17 protein-coding genes and 1 pseudogene are annotated in these 16730 nt (G+C 56.2%); all 18 read right to left on the minus strand.

The annotated features are described in order from the left end of the window. Nucleotides 1–40 precede the first annotated feature (40 nt). Nucleotides 41–916, minus strand: a complete 876-nt coding sequence (locus MGLY_RS00600) for a MurR/RpiR family transcriptional regulator (RefSeq protein ID WP_156271271.1) — start codon at nucleotides 914–916, stop codon at nucleotides 41–43. Nucleotides 917–1109: 193 nt separating this feature from the next. Continuing rightward, complete coding sequence (locus MGLY_RS00605; protein WP_156271272.1) at nucleotides 1110–2831, minus strand: NADH-dependent [FeFe] hydrogenase, group A6; 1722 nt, start codon at nucleotides 2829–2831, stop codon at nucleotides 1110–1112. A 23-nt stretch (nucleotides 2832–2854) separates the two neighbouring features. After that, on the minus strand, nucleotides 2855–5890 hold the full coding sequence (gene nuoF, locus MGLY_RS00610; RefSeq protein ID WP_156271273.1) for an NADH-quinone oxidoreductase subunit NuoF: 3036 nt from the start codon (nucleotides 5888–5890) through the stop codon (nucleotides 2855–2857). Next, nucleotides 5891–6259, minus strand: coding sequence for a (2Fe-2S) ferredoxin domain-containing protein (locus MGLY_RS00615; RefSeq protein ID WP_170291174.1), 369 nt, complete (start codon nucleotides 6257–6259; stop codon nucleotides 5891–5893). After that, nucleotides 6259–6813 (minus strand): ATP-binding protein, encoded by a 555-nt coding sequence (locus MGLY_RS00620; RefSeq protein ID WP_156271275.1) that lies wholly within the window; start codon nucleotides 6811–6813, stop codon nucleotides 6259–6261. Before MGLY_RS00620 ends, MGLY_RS00615 begins: the two co-directional genes overlap by 1 nt. A gap of 4 nt (nucleotides 6814–6817) precedes the next feature. Further along, entirely contained in the window at nucleotides 6818–7291 is a 474-nt protein-coding gene (locus MGLY_RS00625) for an NADH-quinone oxidoreductase subunit NuoE family protein (RefSeq protein ID WP_062283545.1), read from the minus strand. A 57-nt stretch (nucleotides 7292–7348) separates the two neighbouring features. Beyond that, nucleotides 7349–8104, minus strand: a complete 756-nt coding sequence (locus tag MGLY_RS00630) for a PHP domain-containing protein (RefSeq protein WP_170290859.1) — start codon at nucleotides 8102–8104, stop codon at nucleotides 7349–7351. Nucleotides 8105–8108: 4 nt separating this feature from the next. Next, the gene (locus MGLY_RS00635; RefSeq protein WP_170290860.1) at nucleotides 8109–8447 is read right to left on the minus strand and encodes a DRTGG domain-containing protein; all 339 of its coding nucleotides are present in this window, start codon (nucleotides 8445–8447) and stop codon (nucleotides 8109–8111) included. Next, the gene (locus MGLY_RS00640) at nucleotides 8425–9744 is read right to left on the minus strand and encodes a [Fe-Fe] hydrogenase large subunit C-terminal domain-containing protein (RefSeq protein ID WP_106004204.1); all 1320 of its coding nucleotides are present in this window, start codon (nucleotides 9742–9744) and stop codon (nucleotides 8425–8427) included. The genes MGLY_RS00635 and MGLY_RS00640 overlap by 23 nt, the downstream gene beginning before the upstream one ends. A gap of 13 nt (nucleotides 9745–9757) precedes the next feature. Beyond that, nucleotides 9758–10180, minus strand: a complete 423-nt coding sequence (locus MGLY_RS00645) for an ATP-binding protein (RefSeq protein ID WP_156276066.1) — start codon at nucleotides 10178–10180, stop codon at nucleotides 9758–9760. Nucleotides 10181–10221: 41 nt separating this feature from the next. After that, entirely contained in the window at nucleotides 10222–10596 is a 375-nt protein-coding gene (locus MGLY_RS00650; RefSeq protein WP_211661979.1) for a hypothetical protein, read from the minus strand. A gap of 231 nt (nucleotides 10597–10827) precedes the next feature. Next, entirely contained in the window at nucleotides 10828–11586 is a 759-nt protein-coding gene (locus MGLY_RS00655; RefSeq protein ID WP_156271278.1) for a slipin family protein, read from the minus strand. Nucleotides 11587–11604: 18 nt separating this feature from the next. Beyond that, nucleotides 11605–11856 (minus strand): NfeD family protein, encoded by a 252-nt coding sequence (locus MGLY_RS18955; RefSeq protein WP_489676588.1) that lies wholly within the window; start codon nucleotides 11854–11856, stop codon nucleotides 11605–11607. After that, nucleotides 11842–12156: pseudogene (locus MGLY_RS18960) on the minus strand (NfeD family protein); the annotation flags it as partial. The pseudogene MGLY_RS18960 and the gene MGLY_RS18955, both read right to left, overlap by 15 nt. An 81-nt stretch (nucleotides 12157–12237) precedes the next feature. After that, nucleotides 12238–13497, minus strand: coding sequence for a group II intron reverse transcriptase/maturase (gene ltrA, locus MGLY_RS00665; RefSeq protein WP_277997837.1), 1260 nt, complete (start codon nucleotides 13495–13497; stop codon nucleotides 12238–12240). A 399-nt stretch (nucleotides 13498–13896) separates the two neighbouring features. After that, nucleotides 13897–14706: an ATP-dependent Clp protease proteolytic subunit gene (locus MGLY_RS00670; protein WP_489676587.1), complete on the minus strand. Its 810-nt coding sequence runs from the start codon at nucleotides 14704–14706 to the stop codon at nucleotides 13897–13899. A gap of 288 nt (nucleotides 14707–14994) precedes the next feature. Next, nucleotides 14995–15276 (minus strand): hypothetical protein, encoded by a 282-nt coding sequence (locus tag MGLY_RS00675; RefSeq protein ID WP_156271281.1) that lies wholly within the window; start codon nucleotides 15274–15276, stop codon nucleotides 14995–14997. Nucleotides 15277–15298: 22 nt separating this feature from the next. Then, complete coding sequence (locus MGLY_RS00680) at nucleotides 15299–16678, minus strand: TRAP transporter large permease subunit (protein WP_156271282.1); 1380 nt, start codon at nucleotides 16676–16678, stop codon at nucleotides 15299–15301. Nucleotides 16679–16730: the final 52 nt, after the last annotated feature.

Here is a 16730-nt window from a genome sequence, read left to right on the forward strand (position 1 = left end):
GCCTCCAGTTTTCCTCTCTCTTTGACCAGGCTACTTTTATTTATTTACCTTTTTTTCTTTTACCGCCATTATTTAAAGGAAAACAATCGTTATCAATAATTTCTTCGGTGATCTTTAAAGGTTGATGGACACGGGGCAGTCCTAGTTTAATCATTAGCAAGAACAGGCTGTCGATAATACAGAGCTGGGACACCCTGAACTCCATGGTCCCGGTAAACTCGGATAAATAGCTGGCTGCCCCATAAAGGCTCAAATCACTCATCCTGGCTATAGGTGAACTGGAGTTATTGGTCAGGGAAATAATCGTCGCGCCGGTTGCCCTGGCAATTTTTAAGGCCTCGACGATGCTTTTACTGGCCCCGCTAAAGGAAAAGGCCCAGGCCACATCCCCCGGCTGGCATAAAGCGACGCGGAATTTTTGTTCCCGCTGGTCCTGGGGCAGGTGGCAGTTCAGGCCCAAGCGCAGTAATTTATGATAGGCATCCAAGGCAGGCACTAGGGCCCCCCCACTGGCCAGGAGGGTAACCTGCCTGGACTGGAACAGCGTTTCGGCCACCTGGACCAGCGTGGGGATATCCATTCCCGCCAGGGTAGTCTGGATGGCGTTTATCTCCTTATCTTGTACTTTTCTAATGATACTTTGGGGATCATCTGTTTCAGTAATACCGTAGCTCTGGCCAGGTGGTATGGTAAGGGCTTCCCGGGCGAGATTCAGGCGCAGGTCGCGATAACTTTTTAAATTTAACCGCTGGCAGAGACGGATCACCGTTGTTTTACTGGTCTGGGCTTTGGAGGCCAGTTCAGCAATGGTCATACGGGCGCAGGCAGCCGGGTCGTGGAGAATAACATCCCCTACTGCCCTTTCGGAAGGCGGTAGTTGTTCCAGAATTAACTGTAAGCCGGCAATAACCGCCAAGATAAAATCACCTGCGTAACTTTGTTACTTATATTGTCGTTTTACTTCGTAACTAATTTACTATTATTCGCCATTAAATTTGTTTCTCCTTCTTCGTTTTGTTAACTTGATTAAATTTTCCGGGATTAATAGCAAAAACCTTCCCGGCTCCTTAATAAGAACCGGGAAGGTTTTGTTAGTCAAGCTTACCTTATTAGTATTTCCCCCTTGACGTGTAGTGGGTATGGAGGAGGTGATGGGATTTTTCGCTTAAAGGTTTGCCCAGGAACTCGCGGTAGAGGGCCTGGACGGACGGGTTCTCATGGGACTTGCGCAGGGGCATCTCGACGTCGGCCTGGTAGATGCCCTTGATGCGCTGCTCCCTGATAGCGGTATTGGTCGGGATGGGCTGCCCGCCGCCGCCGATGCAGCCGCCGGGGCAGCACATGATTTCAATAAAGTGGTACTGCTCCCCGGCCTTGACCCGCTCTAAAAGCTGCCGGGCATGGCCCAGGCTGTGGGCCACCGCCACCCGGACTTTGGTGCCCTCGATATCCACGGTGGCTTCCTTGATGCCGGTCAGGCCCCGGACATCGTGGAAGTCCAGGGCGGGCAGCGCTTTGCCGGTAATCAGCTCATAAGCGGTGCGCAGGGCCGCCTCCATGACGCCGCCGGTGGCGCCGAAGATGACCGCCGCGCCTGTGGATTCGCCTAAAGGATCGTCGTACTGCTCTTCCGGGAGGCTATTGAAGTCAATGCCGGCCTCCCTGATCATGCGGGCCAGTTCGCGGGTAGTGAGGACATAGTCTACATCCCGGTAACCGCTATCAGTCATCTCCGGCCGCTGGCACTCGAACTTCTTGGCCGTGCAGGGCATGATGGAGACGACCACCATCCTGGCTGGATCTATACCCGCCTTCTGGGCATAGTAGGTCTTGGCCACGGCGCCGAACATCTGCTGGGGCGATTTACAGGTCGATACGTTAGGAATAAATTCGGGGTAGAAGTGTTCCATGAACTTGATCCAGCCCGGGCTGCAGGAGGTGATCAACGGCAGGGGGCCACCCTTGGTAAAGCGCTCAATAAACTCGGAGCCCTCTTCCATAATGGTCAGGTCGGCGGTAAAGTCGGTATCGAAGACCCGGTCAAAGCCCAGGCGCCTTAAAGCCGCCACCATCTGGCCGGTGTTGATGCTCCCCGGTGGCAGGCCGAATTCCTGGCCGATGGACACTCGCGTGGCCGGCGCCGTCTGGACGACGACGAATTTTTCCGGGTCGGCCAGGGCCGCCCAGACCTCACTGGTATAATCTTTTTCGTATAATGCCCCAACAGGGCAGACCAGGGTACACTGGCCGCACTCGACGCAGGCGATGTTCAGGAGTTTATCCTGGAAGGCCGGGGCAATGATGGTATCAAAGCCGCGGCCCATGGGGGCAATGGCCCTGACACCCTGGACCTTTTCGCACACGGCCACGCAACGGCGGCAGAGGATGCACTTGTCAGGTTCGCGAATCAGGGCCGGTGTGGAATCGTCTATGGGGTACTCGCTTTTTCTGCCCTCAAAGCGGACCTGCCGGATCCCCAATTCCTGGGCCAGGGACTGCAGTTCGCAGTTCAGGTTGCGAATGCAGGTGGGGCATTCCATCTTATGGTTGGAAAGGAGTAGTTCTACATTAAGGCGCCGGGCCATCCTTACCCGCGGGCTGCTGGTCTTTACCACCATGCCGTCGGCTACCGGGGCTACACAGGAGGCCATCAGGTTCCTGGCCCCTTCCACTTCCACCACGCAGACCCGGCAGGCGCCGATCTCGTTGATGCCCTCCAGGTAACAGAGGGTGGGAATGTGGATGCCGGCCTTCTCGGCGGCTTTCAAAATCGTCGTACCGGCCTCGACTTCCACCGGGATATTGTCAATGGTTAGTTTCACAGTACTCACTTTCTTCGCCTCCTATCTTCCGCTTATTCCCGCACGTCGCAGCGCAGGCAGCGGGACGCCTCGGCCACAGCCGCATCCAGGTCATAGCCCAGCTCTACCTCGGCAAAGCCCGCCAGGCGTTCTGCCAGGTCGAGGCTTGCCGCCACTTCCCGGGCCGTCTTTTCTTCGATAACCGGCGCCGTCCGCTGGCGTTTAATTTCCATCTCAGGCACAATCACGCCGTCGCCGCCGAGATACCGGTCAATGGCGGCCGCCGCCCGCTTACCGGCAGCAATGGCGCCGATGACGGTATCCGGGCCAGCCACACAGTCACCGCCGGCAAAGACACCGGGCAACCGGGTGGCACCGGTCTTCTCGTCAGCCACCACCGTACCGGTACGGCTTACTTCTACCCCGGCCGGGATACTCGCAGGATCCACCGTCTGGCCGATGGCCGCAATGACAACGTCCACCGGCAGGGTGAAGTCGGCTCCTTCGATGGGTACCGGCCGCCGCCGGCCGCTGCGGTCGAATTCACCCATGCGCATGCGGGCGCAACGTATGGCCGTAACCCTGCCGTTTTCGCCCAGGATGGCCACCGGGCTGGCCTGGCAGTTGATCTTGACGCCTTCTTTTTCCGCCTCGTGGATCTCCTCGCGCAGGGCCGGCATATCGTCCTTCTGGCGCCGGTAGATGATGTGCACCTCTTTGGCCCCCAGGCGCAGGGCCGAGCGGGCGGCGTCCATGGCCACGTTACCGCCGCCGATGACGGCAATCACTTTATCCTTTAACTCCGGCGCCTGGCCTAAGTTAAGCTGCCGTAAGAAGGTAGCCCCGGCATAAACACCCTCCAGCTCTTCGCCCGGTACCCCCAGCTTCTGGTCCTTATGGGCACCGACGGCCACAAAGACGGCTGCATACCCCCGGGCTTTAAGGTCGTCCAGGCTGAAGTCACGGCCCAGGGCCTTACCGGTCTGCAGGTCCACACCCAGTTCCAGAATAGTATCAATCTCCGCCTGGAGGGTTTTCTTCGGCAGGCGGTATTCGGGAATGCCCACGGCCATCATGCCGCCGGCCACCGGCAGGGCTTCAAAGACGGTCACGCTGTAGCCCTTCAGGGCCAGGTAGTAGGCTGCCGTCAGGCCCGCCGGGCCGGAGCCGATCACGGCGACCTTTTTGCCGTTGGGCGGCTTAATTTCCGGCCGTGGCCGCTGGCCGTTGAGCTTCATAGCATAATCGGCAGCAAAGCGCTTCAACTCGCGAATGGCCAGGGGCTGGTCGATCTTGGCCCGGTTGCACTTGCCCTCGCAGGGATGGTTGCAGACCCGCCCACACACTACGGGGAAGGGATTCTCCCGCCGGATAACTTCGTAGGCCTCGGCAAAGCGCCGCTGGCGGATGAGGTCGATGTAAATGGGCACATCCACGTTGGCCGGGCAGGTATTCTGGCACGGCGAGTTAAAGAGGGCCGCGCAGACGCTGGCCGGGCAGCGGTGCTCGCGGATGTGGGCCAGGTATTCATCCCGGAAGTATTTAATGGTACTCAGGACCGGGTTGGGCGCTGTCTGGCCCAGGCCACAGAGGGCCGTGTCCTTAATCTGCTGGCCCAGCTCCACCAGCAGGTCGATATCTTCTTCTTTACCCTGGCCTTTGGAAATACGGTCCAGGATTTCCAGCATGCGGGTGGTACCGATGCGGCAGGGGGTACACTTGCCGCAGGACTCGTCTTTGACAAAGTCCAGGAAGAACTTCGCCAGGTCCACCATGCAGGTGTCTTCGTCCATGATAATCAACCCGCCGGAACCCATAATGGTCCCCAGGGCTGTCAGGGATTCATAGTCAATAGGGGTGTTCAAGTATTCCGCCGGGATGCAGCCGCCGGAAGGCCCGCCCGTCTGGGCCGCCTTGAACTTCTTGCCGTCGGGAATGCCGCCGCCGATGTCGTAGATGACCTCGCCCAGGGAGGTGCCCATAGGAATCTCCACCAGGCCGTTGTTGTTAATCTTCCCGGCCAGGGCGAAGACCTTGGTCCCCTTGCTCTTTTCGGTACCGATGCTGGCAAACCATTCCCAGCCCTCGCGGATAATGGTCGGTATATTGGCCAGGGTCTCCACGTTGTTGATGACGGTGGGCTTGCCCCAGAGGCCGGATACGGCCGGGAAAGGCGGCCGCGGCCGCGGTTCACCCCGGCGCCCCTCGATGGAGGCCAGTAATGCCGTTTCTTCGCCGCAGACAAAGGCGCCGGCGCCCAGGCGGATATCGATGTCAAAGTCAAAGCCCGAGTTAAAGAGGTTCTTGCCCAGGAGGCCCTTCTCCCGCGCCTGCTCGATGGCTATCTTCAACCGGTTCACGGCAATCGGGTATTCTGCGCGTACGTAGATATAACCCTGGCTGGCACCGATGGCGTAACCGCCGATGGCCAGTCCCTCCAGGACGGCATGGGGATCACCCTCCAGGATACTGCGGTCCATAAAGGCCCCCGGGTCGCCCTCGTCGGCATTGCAGACGATATATTTAACCGGTCCCGGTGAGCGGTGAGCAAACTCCCATTTGAGGCCGGTGGGGAAACCGCCGCCGCCCCGGCCGCGCAGGCCGGACTTTTTGATGACCTCGATAACCTCACCGGGGGTCATGGTAGTCAGGACTTTACCCAGGGCCTGGTAACCGTCCCGCGCGATATATTCATCAATGGATTCCGGATTTATAAGGCCGCAGTTGCGCAGGGCAATGCGCACCTGGTGTTTGAAGAAAGGAATTTCTTCAAAGGCCTGGACGGCTGCTTCCGTCTCCGGCTGCTTGTAGAGCTTGCGCTCCAGCACCCGGCCCTTGATAAAGTGCTCTTCCACCAGTTCCGGGACATCCTCCGGGTGCACCTGGGTGTAGAAAACCCCTTCCGGGTAAACCATCATATTGGGCCCAAAGCGGCAGAAACCGAAACAACCGGTGTCGACGACCTGGATTTCCTTATCCAGGCCGCGGGCCTTGAGCTCCCGGATAAGGGCCTCTTTAGTTGCCGGGCTTTCCGAAGCCGTACATCCGGTGCCGGCGCAGACCAGGACGTGGGCACGATAAAATTCCATTTACTCTTCCCCCCTGTTAACAACCCATTCGCTGATCACAATCCCGTTAACTACATGCTGGGCGACAATCTGCCGCGCCTTATTGGCATCCACTTTGCCGTAGGTCACCCGCGGCTTCCCCGGCAGGATGACGTCCACCAGGGGTTCCTGGGCGCAGAGGCCGATGCATCCCGTCTGGGTTACGTCCACATTGGTGAGGCGGCGCTTGCCCAGCTCATCAAGGATAGCGCTCATAACCTCCCGCGCGCCCGCGGCAATGCCGCAGGTGCCCATACCGACGACAATTTTAGCCTTTTGACCCGCCTCCCGCAGGCGGATGGCTTCCAGCTGGGTTTCTTTAATCTTTTGCAGTTCTTCCAGGGACTTGATCACTTGCCTTCACCTCCGTACAATTCTGCCACTCCTTTATTGATATAGCGCTGGATCCAGTCCAGGACCGGCCCGCAGTTTAAAGGTACCTCGCCCAGGTGCAGCTGCAACCAGGCGGAAGAAAACTTGAATTCCTTTTGCCCCCGGCGGTGGTGGTAAACAAGTTCTACCGGTTCTTCCCGGCTCAAAGCAGCGGCGATGGTCGCTCCCATATCACCCAAGGGCGGCAGGTCCGGGTGGCTCAGTTTCATGGTAGCCACCACCCGGGTCCCCTGGCCCGGCCGGGATTCCAGCGTAACGTTTCCCCCACACTGGGCCGCCGTAGCCTGGAAGAGGGGCAACCCCAGGCCTACCTTCCGGGTAGTCCGTGTGGTGTAAAAGGGGTCCAGGGCCTTTTGCAAGGTTTCGGCCCCCATACCGCGGCCGTCATCCCGGACCTCAATGGTCAACAGGTCCCGGTCCTCATCCTCTTCAATGGTAATGAGGATCTGTCGCGCCCCGGCGGCCAGGGCATTTTCCAGGAGATCCAGAATATGCAGGGCCAGTTCTTCCATGGCTTTACTGGTACTGCTTTAATACGGCTACCGCCGTATCCGGCTTCAACAGCCCGTGGGCGCGCTTGTTGACGGTCATCACCGGACCCAGGCCGCAGGCCCCGAGACACCGGACAACTTCCAGGGAAAACTTGCCGTCGTCGGTGCTGTCCCCGGCTTTGATGCCCAGTTCCTTCTCTAGGCGCTCCAGGATCTCCGGGGAGCCCTTGACGTAGCAGGCCGTACCCTTGCAGACGGAAACCTGGTATTTGCCCTTGGGCTTGACGGTAAAATGGTGGTAGAAGGAAATGACGCTGTAGACTTCCGTCAGGGACACTCCCAGACCTTCGGCTATAGCCACCTGGACCTGGCGGGGCAGGTAGCCGATGAGATCCTGGGCCTGGTGGAGAACCTCGATCAAATCGGATGGCCGGCCGCGGTGGGCGGCGATAATCTTATCGAGCTCCTCCCATTTGGCTTCGCATTGACAGGCTTCCATAACACAATACCTCCTTGAAAGAATGGTTTTTACAGAATACCGAACTCAAAATGTTATTTATCTGAAATTATCCCTTTGGCCTACCACCACCTTAAATTGCTGTCGTCTTAAGGATTGATGAAGTGACTTCAGATTGATTTCCTCCACGAAATCAAATATGGTAACCCGGCGGCCGATATCTTTTAAGTAATGGGCATCAGAAGCGACCGTCAGGGGCCAACCGGCCAGGGTCGGAAATTGCTTTAAGGCCTCATCGGGATATAGCAGGCCCAGCTCCATGGCCGCAAACGGCAGTCCTTCTGGTATCAACCCGAGGTGGCCCAACAGGCCGTATGATGGCCGGTCCACATGGGCCGGTATACAAACGCCGCCACGCCCGCTTACCTCCCTGACCACCTCTTCCAACCCCATGTCGACACTTGTCAGGAGAAGCCTTTTTTCCCGTCCTATCTCCCTCCCGGCAGCATCCAAAAGCAACTGGCAACCGAAATACTCTTCCCGGTTTTCTTCGGCAGGTAGACGTTGGTATACTATTGATTGCCATTCCAGGGCCTCTGCCGCACTATTGAAGAGGCAAACCAGATGCACGTCTTCCCTTGTCTGAACTTCCAAACCCGCGAGAACTATAAGCCCCGTCCCCCGGGCGGCTTCCTGGACGGCCGCTATATTCCCGGCGCTGTTGTGATCGGTAACGGCTATAAGCTGCAGTCCCGCCATAATGGCGGCGGCCACAATCCGGGGCGGCGTCATCTCTTCCCCGGCGCAGGGCGACAGGGCGGTATGGATGTGGAGATCGGCACGGTAGAAGGTCATATGCTCACTTCTCATTAAGGAGCTGATAAAGCCGGCCGGCCATTTCAAAAGTAGAATGGGGGGTTTGCAGAAGGGGAAGGCCTTCTGCCTCGGCCTTGCGGCAAACCTCCGGCGGAATGCCCCTGCCGCCGGTGAATACCACCCCCGCTGCTCCGGTCAGAAGGGCAACGGCCACTACGTTCATATGGGTCTGCAGGGTTAGCCAGAGACATCCGGGCGTACCGTTGGCCATAAAATCGCTGATCAGGTCGGAACAGTAACCGCCGATAACTTCCCTGTCCAGGGCCTTTTCCCCTGCTAATACTTGTAAATGCAGGCGTTCAACGATTTCCCGAAGGCGCATCTTCATCTCCCCTTTCCGGCCGGGCCATGGACGGCGGCAATTTCCGCGCCAGCTCCACCACCTCTTCCGCCAGGACCCGTACCCGCTCGCGCAGTACGAAAACGCAGTCCGTATCCTGGGCCTCACCCTGGACGATATCTTCGGCAAGGGCGCGACAGCTGGGCGAGCCGCAGGAACCGCAGTCCAGTCCCGGAAGCATGGCCTGTGTGGCTTCCAGGCGCCGCATCTTTTCAATAGCGGTGGCCAAATCGTCGTCCAATTGCAGGGCTGGCCGGGGATAAACCGGCTCCGCCCTCAGGTCTTTTTCCGTCACCGGGAGATCCATAGATCTTGACGGTAGGTCGCGGACCAGCTGCCGCAACTCCAGCTTTGCCAGGTAGGGATTTTGTACCATCAGGGCTCCACCGACACATCCACCCGGACAGGCCTGGGCCTCGATGTATTCAATATCCTGGAAGTCGCCCGCTTCTATACGGGTCAAGACTTCAATAACGTGATGAATGCCATCGACCTCCAGGAGGCGCCGACCGCCAATGCTGGCGTTTTCGCCGCCGCTGTGCCCCCAGCCGTAACCGGTTGCCCCGGCGCGGGAGGGATATGGAAGGGCGGAAGAAAGGCCCTTGAGTATGTCGCCATAAACGGTCGCCAGGGGAATAACTCCATCGGGACCTACCCTTTTTCCCTGGGGCTGGCGCGCCGCCGTAATCTTAGCCGGACAGGGGGAAATAAAGAAGGTGCCGACGGCTTCTAACGGTAGGCCGGTGGCTTTCATCCCCTCCAGCCGGGCCAAGCGGGCTGCCAAATCAACGGGGGTGACCAGGGGCAAAATCTGCTCCACCAGGGAAGGAAAACGGACTTGTATTAGGCCTACTACTGCCGGGCAGGCCGGGGAAATAAGCGGCCTTTTCCCGCCGTAATTATCCAGGTAGCGTCTGGTTGCCCTGGCCACCATTTCCGCCGCCAGGGCCACTTCGTAAATGGCATCAAATCCTAAAGCCTTTAGGGCTCCCAAAATATGCTCAAGTTTAGCCTGACCGGCAAACTGGGAAACCACGGCCGGGGCGGGCAGGGCAATGCGATACCTGTAAGCGGCCAGGGCCGTCAAGTCATCGCCTACGGCGATCTTGGCATGGTTGGGACAAATGCGGATACACTCGCCGCAGTCGATGCAGCGTTCCTGAATAATCCGCGCCTTGCCTTCCCGCACCCTTATGGCTTCTGTCGGGCAGTGCTTTATGCAGTTGGTACAACCCTTACATTTATCCTCTTCCAGGCGAACGGAATGGAAATAACCCACCGCGCCACCGCCTTCAGCGATTATAAATAATTATGTTAACAGTTGTCCCCTGCCCCGCTCCCGACTTTATCTCCAGTTCGTCGGCACAGCGGCGTATATTGGGAAGGCCCATACCGGCACCGAAGCCCATCTCCTGGATCTCCCGCGGTGCGGTAGAATAGCCCTCCTGCATGGCCAGTTCGATGTCAGGTATTCCCGGACCGTCATCAACGGCGGTAATGGTAATTGCCCCAGGAGTAATATGGGCCTTTAATTCACCACCGTAGGAGTGGATGATGATATTCATTTCAGCTTCATAGGCTGCAATGGCGGCCCTGCGTATAATCTCCGGAGGAAAACCGACCTGCTGCAGTACCTGCCGGATATGTGCCGCCCCGTTGCCACCGGCGAGAAAGTCACGCGCCCGCACGGGAAATGACAGCTTGAGGGACGGCATCTTATCCTCCAAGGAAATCTCCTCCGGTCGTTCCAGGCATTCTATCGGTCATCCCCGGAACATCCCTTTAGGCCGGCCTGGAAGAGGCGGCCACAGCTGTCATACATTAAAAACCTGGTCCCCAGAAGGGGCAAACCTACTTCCCTGGCAGCCTGAATAAGGCTTTTATCCGGCCTTTTGCCACGAACAAAAACGATGGCCGCGGCGTCGATCATGGTAGCCGTATGAATAACATGGGGATTGGTCAGTCCCGTCAACAACAGTATTCGGCAGCTGGCAAAGGCCAGAACGTCACTCATTAGATCCGAGGCAAAACCGGCCTCCACTTCTAACTCCAGCTTATCCATACCGGTAAAGACCTCGGCATTCAGGATGGCCTGTACTTCTTTAAGTTTCAGCGGCCCGACCTCCCCCAATGGTGAATTACTTCACAATAGCTGGCAAAAGAAACAGGCCTCGCCAGACCTTTGGTAATCGCTTACTTTTCACTTTCACTTTATCTTATGCTTGTGATAGTTCTTATGTGGATTTTATTCGCCATGAATTTTGATTTTCCTGCTAGGTCTTATAAAATTCTTATTTGCCGTTCAACATTTTGAACATTATTATCCGTCATTTTGACATCTTGTTTTTTGAATAATAACCACCTATTTGTCCCCCAAGCGCTCTGTAATAGCCTTAAACAAATCCATGGGTACGGGGAAGACAAGGATGTTGCTTTTATCGGAGGCGATCTCCGTTAGGGTCTGCAAATATCGCAGCTGTAAAGAAGCCGGCTGGGTAGAAATGATCCGTGCCGCCTCGGCCAGCTTTTCAGCGGCCTGGAACTCCCCGTCGGCGTGGATAATCTTAGCCCTACGTTCCCTTTCCGCCTCAGCCTGGGCGGCCATAGCCCGCTGCATACTCTGGGGTAACTCTACATCGCGTATTTCTACAAGGCTCACCTTAACTCCCCATGGCTCCGTGCCCTCATCAATGATCTGCTGCAGGCGCTGGTTTATCTGCTCCCGGTGGGCCAGGAGCTCGTCCAGGTCTGACTGTCCCAGAACGCTCCGCAGGGTGGTCTGGGCCAGCTGGGAAGTAGCGCGGACATGGTCCAGGACTTTGATAACGGCGTTAGCCGGCTCAATAACCCGGAAATACACCACTGCATTTACCTTTACGGTAACGTTATCCTTGGTTATAGCCTCCTGGGCCGGTACGTCCATGGTCACCGTCCGTAAATCCACCTTCTGCATGCGTTCAATGAGGGGTATTAAAAAGAAGAGTCCCGGACCCCGCACGCCGACATAGCGGCCCAGGCGAAAAATTACTCCCCTTTCGTATTCTTGAACGATGCGGACAGAAGAAGAAACTATGCTGGCTACAATAACAAAAAGGGCAATGAGGGAAATAAAATTTTCCACGGCTACTCCTTCCTTTCCTTAGCCTTCATCGGCTTTTTTTACTTTAACCTTCAAACCTTCTACCTCTAATATAACCACCCTTTGGCCTGCTGTAACGGGTTCCAAGCTTTCTGCGTGCCACCTCTCGCCTTCTGCCAAAATTATTCCTTCCGGACGGAGATCGGTTAGGGCTTTACCAATAGTCCCCACAAGGCTTTCCCGACCTGTTACCACAGGTCGCCCTCGTGCTTTTATTACGGCTCCCAGGAGGAAGGCAATAAAGGCCGCCATGCATACGGCCGTCACTGCTATCAGGCCGATATTTAGCCGCAGGTCCGGCGACCCGCCGCCAAAAAGCATTAGCGACCCCAGAATAAAAGAAACCATACCGCCTCCCGCCAGCAGTCCATGGCTTACGACAAAAGCTTCCGCAGCCAGCAATCCTAACCCAAGGACGATCAGCAATACACCGCCGAACTGAGCGTCAAGGCTGCCCAGGGCGTAAAGACCAAGCAACAAACCTATCCCACCGACAATTCCCGGAAAAACAGCCCCGGGATGATATAATTCCATGATTAAACCAAGGCCGCCGGCTGTAAGGAATCGAGTAGGAGGGGGCGGCTAGCCCCCGTCCTCTCACACCACCGGACATGCGGGTCCGCATCCGGCGGTTCACCAAGCTTGACGAAGATAAGAATAGCGCTCGGTTAAGCTCATCAGGCCCTGGGATTGCCAGTAGGCATTGCCCAGGGCTCTATTCATTGGCCCATGGGCCATCCGCCACAGCCCTTTGCGGGCATTGGCGAATTCATGCACTACCCATTCCGGCAATCCCAATGCGCGTAGTTCGCGGTACCTGGTCCGTACTCGCTTCCACTGCTTCCAGAGACACATGCGCAGCCTCCGCCGCGTCCAGCTTTCTAAGTTCTTAAAGATGCTGGGCGTGTCGGCCAGGGCGAAGTACCCTATCCAGCCGCCCAGGTAGGCGTTCAGGCGCTCTATGCGCTCGGCCATCTTTAAGGGTTTATTCCGGGCGGTTATCTCCCGGATTTTCGTTTTCACCCGGTCGATGGTCTGCGGCGCCAGGCGGATAAGGATTACTCCTGCCTTGTGTTTGTACATGCTGAACCCCAGAAATTTCAGCTTCCACGGCCGGTCTACCGCGCTCTTCTGCTCGTTGATCTTGAGCTTCAACCGCTCCTGCAGGAAGTTGCGGATACTGGCCATGACCCTTTCTCCTGCCCGTTTGCTTTTGACGTAGATGTTGCAGTCATCGGCGTAACGGACGAACTTGTGGCCCCTCTTTTCCAGTTCTTTGTCCAGGTCGTCCAGGAGTATGTTGGCCAATAACGGGCTTAAGGGTCCGCCCTGGGGCGTTCCTTCTGCCGTCTCCATGACCACTCCGTTTACCATGACGCCTGCCTGGAGATAGCGGCGGATAAGGGTAAGTACCCTCTTATCTGCCACTTTCCGGGCCACCCGGGCCATGAGGATGTCGTGGTTTACCCGGTCGAAGTATTTCTCGATGTCCAGGTCCACGGCCCATTCGTATCCTTCTTCTACGTATTGCCGCGCCTTCTTTACCGCATCATGGGCTTTCCTTCCGGGACGGAACCCGTAGCTGGCCTCTGAGAACTGCGGTTCGAAGATGGGCGTCAATACTTGCAGGAGGGCCTGCTGGATTAGGCGGTCCATTACGGTGGGTATCCCTAACATCCGTTTGCCTCCCCCGGGTTTCGGGATTTCGACCCGGCGCACGGGCTTCGGTCTGTAGGTTCCCGCGAGCAGTTCTTCCCGGATGCGCGGCCACTCGGCGCGTATTTGGTCCCGCAACCGTTCGGTCGGGATGCCGTCCACACCGGGCGCGCCTCCGTTCCGCTCTACCCGTTTCAGCGCGGCCAGCATGTTCTCCCTGGCCACCACCTGCTCCATCAGGCCGCTACCTTGGCCTCCGCGAGGTGACGTCCCGCTTTGTGCCGGAGAAGAACTCGGCCCTCCCGCGCTCCCCCGTGGCTTCACCACTTCTTCCCGCGGGCAGGCCCCTTGCGGGGTTTTCTGCTGTCTCTGTCCTTCTCGCGAACGCACCGGTTTCACCTCTGACTTGATGTTCGGGCCTTCCCCTGGAGTTCATGACCCCCAGGGTACTATGCCCTCTGCTGACTCCTGCCGGTTCAGCCGTACCTTCCGATACGGTTTACCAGCTCTCCCTGGCTTATCCGGCAGGCCTCCCCGGGTAAGAGCGTTAACCTTCGCCCCGTGCCCGCCCCATATACTCTACCGTCCCTTGGCAGCCTGGGATTTCGCTGTGTTCCGCCAGCTTATCCGAACGGTCTAGCCTCGTATGGGGTTCTTGTTCATCGGGCCGTGGCTTTGCCTCCGGCTTCCTTCGGATCCCACCTCGCGATGGACACCCTTGCCTTTGGCTAGCAGACTGGTGCTGCCTCGCCTGCAGTGGACTTTCACCACTAAGTTAACGCCCATGCCGGGCGCACGGATATATGCGATGTTGGGTTCGCTGATTTTAAAAAGCAGGCGTTGAACCGGGCTCATAACCAGGGAGTTAAGCGGGGCATCATCTAGCTTTAGCTCCACCTCCTTCCCGTCTATTAACGTAACCGTCCGCCCGTGAAGCTGTTTAAATAGCTCTTCCCTGCTGGCAGCCACCAGGTCAATCAGGTTAGCCTTTAATGCCTCGCCGTCACTAAAAGACTTGCTCTCCAGTACTGCCATTTCCGCCTGGGAAGGATCGCGACCCCGCATCTGGGCAATGCTCCGCACCCAGGCCGCCGCATCCTGGGTTATCTTTTCCTTCTGCACATCGGTCATTTCTCCCTCCCCACCAACGGAAACCGGATGGGCGGCCCCTATCCTGCTGCCCGGAGCCATGGCCGCCACATGAGCCGAAAGGGTAATGAAGGTCCCCGCCGAACCGGCCCACGCCCCGGCCGGTGAAACATAGACGATAACCGGCACCCGGGAATTCATAATGCATTCTACTATCTCCTGGGTAGTCCCGTACAGGCCTCCGGGAGTGTTTATTTCCAGGAGAACACAACCAGCTCCAGCCTCTTCGGCCGCCCGGATCCCTTTCCTTACATAATCCGCCACTACCGGCACGATAGCCCCTTCCACCCGCAGCAAGTATACCTCCTGGCCGGTTGCAGAAAATCCAGCCGGAATCCCGGCAAACAGCACCAAGGAAAATGTCAGGAAAAAAATAATTGTCAATCTCATTTTAACTAACTTGGTCATGTGGAATCATCCCCTGCAGTTATTGTACCATATTTCTTATCTTTAACGTCTTACTATTTCATTAGGTCGATTAAGGCGGCAGCTTTCTGATAGGCCCTGAAAAATACAAAAAACGGGTAATCAGGATTGAAGCCCTGTCTACCCGGAAAATAGATACTTTTTTAATTTACCTTTGCGCTATGCCGCTTTTCCGGTTTCTTTTTTTTCATTATTATCCAACGTTAATTCATGACTTCCACCAGTGTAGAAGCTAAATAAACCGAACAGCACGCCGACGGCAGCTATCTTTATGGCGTAATCTAGCAACTTTTTCCCCATAATGGCCATCTGGGTGGCCGTCTGGCCGCCGGCGATAAAACTCACCACAAATATGAAAGCCACTACCGCGCCGATGAGGACGGCAATGAAAACAAAGATGGCAAAAAGGTTGTCAAACAGATATATTAAGGCTTTTTTCATTTATTCAGCCACCTCCGGAGAGTTAATTAATAAATATCGGTAAGATGCCGATAAGGAGTAAGAAGGTGATTACAAATTGACCAACTACCCAGACATAAGAAAGTTTGGTTGTCTCCCAAAACTTAGATTTTGCAATCCCCATAGCCGTATACATGGCCAGGGCCAGGGGCGGGGTCATACCCTCCATTACGCCGGTTATGGCCGGCATAACTACAGCCACTAGGAAAGGATCAACGCCTACGGCTGCACCCGTAGAAATAAAGGCTGAACCCAGGATAGCTACCTGCGAAGAACCTGGTAAAACCATGCCTAGGAAGGTGGTAAAGGTAACTATCAATAAGGCCCAGCCTACTTTACTCAGGCCGAAACTCAAGAACCATGTCTGAATTGCTTCGCTCATTTCTACTTTCTGGAACACCAGGGCAATGGCGTAGGCCAGGTAAATAGTAGCCGAAACCGGCACTACTCCTTTCAAGCTATCCCGGAACATGGCTAAAACGCTATGCAGGTTAAAGCCACCGGGTATCTCCTTGCGCCCAACGATAATGGTATAAAACGTACAAAACCCTGCCGCCATCAGCAACACCGAAGCCGAAAAAGCCTTGGCGCCGTCAGGACCATATCGAGCTATAAGGGTATTCTTAAAGACGGAATCAATAATAATAGGCCCCAGGATGAAAACCGGAATTAAAAGAGCGCTCCAGCCTTCTTTGATGGCCCTAGCCAGATCTGGCCGCTCCTCTTTAGGTACAGGCTTAACCTTGTAATATTTGCAAAAAGCCAGCAGGGTGAGCCAACGATGTAGAATGAGCCAACCGAAAACAATATATAGCCCCAGCCAGAAAGTAGATAGGGAATACTTGTCTGGGTATAAAGTTGATAGTATGGCAAAGGCGACTAAATTTAGACCCGGGCCGACCTGGTTACCCAACATGCTGGCCGCCATTTCCACTGTTGCTGCCAGGTGGCGGGGAAAGCCGCTCCGGATCATGGCCGGGATGGTAAAAACACCGGTAGCCGCCACGTTGCCTGGCCCGGTACCGGTCATGGCAGCCAGGGCGCAGCTGCCAAAAAGCGCCACATAACCGGCGCCACCTGGAACACCACCAATAATTGCTAAAATAATGTTAATTAATTTTTCCACCACCCTGGTTTGACCTAAAATATGGGCAAAGACCAGAAAGCCTACGATAATATAAAAGAGGCCGCTTGTGGTAGGTCCCAAAAGGCCCGACCAGAAGAGATCGTAGCGTCCCGTCATGACAATAGTGAAGGCAAAAGCAATGGCCATGGCCTCATAAATAGGTCGTTTAAAAGCTATAAAGACCAGGGCTATAACTATAAGCAGCTCAATTAACCAGAAGACCTGGATGGGGAAAGGTCCGACCATTTGGACTGGCATATATTAAACCTCCCTATTATAAATTCCATTTCCCCTATTTACCTGTCTTTCC

The organism is Moorella glycerini (assembly GCF_009735625.1).
Classification (GTDB): Bacteria; Bacillota; DSM-521; order Neomoorellales; family Neomoorellaceae; genus Neomoorella; species Neomoorella glycerini.

Coding starts and splice junctions, on each gene's coding strand:
- nuoF (WP_156271273.1), bottom strand. CDS start 5,890: ATGGAATTTTATCGTGCCCACGTCCTGGTCTGCGCCGGCACCGGATGT.
- ltrA (WP_277997837.1), bottom strand. CDS start 13,497: ATGGAGCAGGTGGTGGCCAGGGAGAACATGCTGGCCGCGCTGAAACGG.
- MGLY_RS00620 (WP_156271275.1), bottom strand. CDS start 6,813: ATGGAAGAACTGGCCCTGCATATTCTGGATCTCCTGGAAAATGCCCTG.
- MGLY_RS18955 (WP_489676588.1), bottom strand. CDS start 11,856: ATGGCGGCCTTTATTGCCTTCCTCCTGGGAGCCGTAATAAAAGCACGA.
- MGLY_RS00635 (WP_170290860.1), bottom strand. CDS start 8,447: ATGCGCCTTCGGGAAATCGTTGAACGCCTGCATTTACAAGTATTAGCA.
- MGLY_RS00645 (WP_156276066.1), bottom strand. CDS start 10,180: ATGCCGTCCCTCAAGCTGTCATTTCCCGTGCGGGCGCGTGACTTTCTC.
- MGLY_RS00680 (WP_156271282.1), bottom strand. CDS start 16,678: ATGCCAGTCCAAATGGTCGGACCTTTCCCCATCCAGGTCTTCTGGTTA.
- MGLY_RS00625 (WP_062283545.1), bottom strand. CDS start 7,291: ATGGAAGCCTGTCAATGCGAAGCCAAATGGGAGGAGCTCGATAAGATT.
- MGLY_RS00630 (WP_170290859.1), bottom strand. CDS start 8,104: ATGACCTTCTACCGTGCCGATCTCCACATCCATACCGCCCTGTCGCCC.
- MGLY_RS00675 (WP_156271281.1), bottom strand. CDS start 15,276: ATGAAAAAAGCCTTAATATATCTGTTTGACAACCTTTTTGCCATCTTT.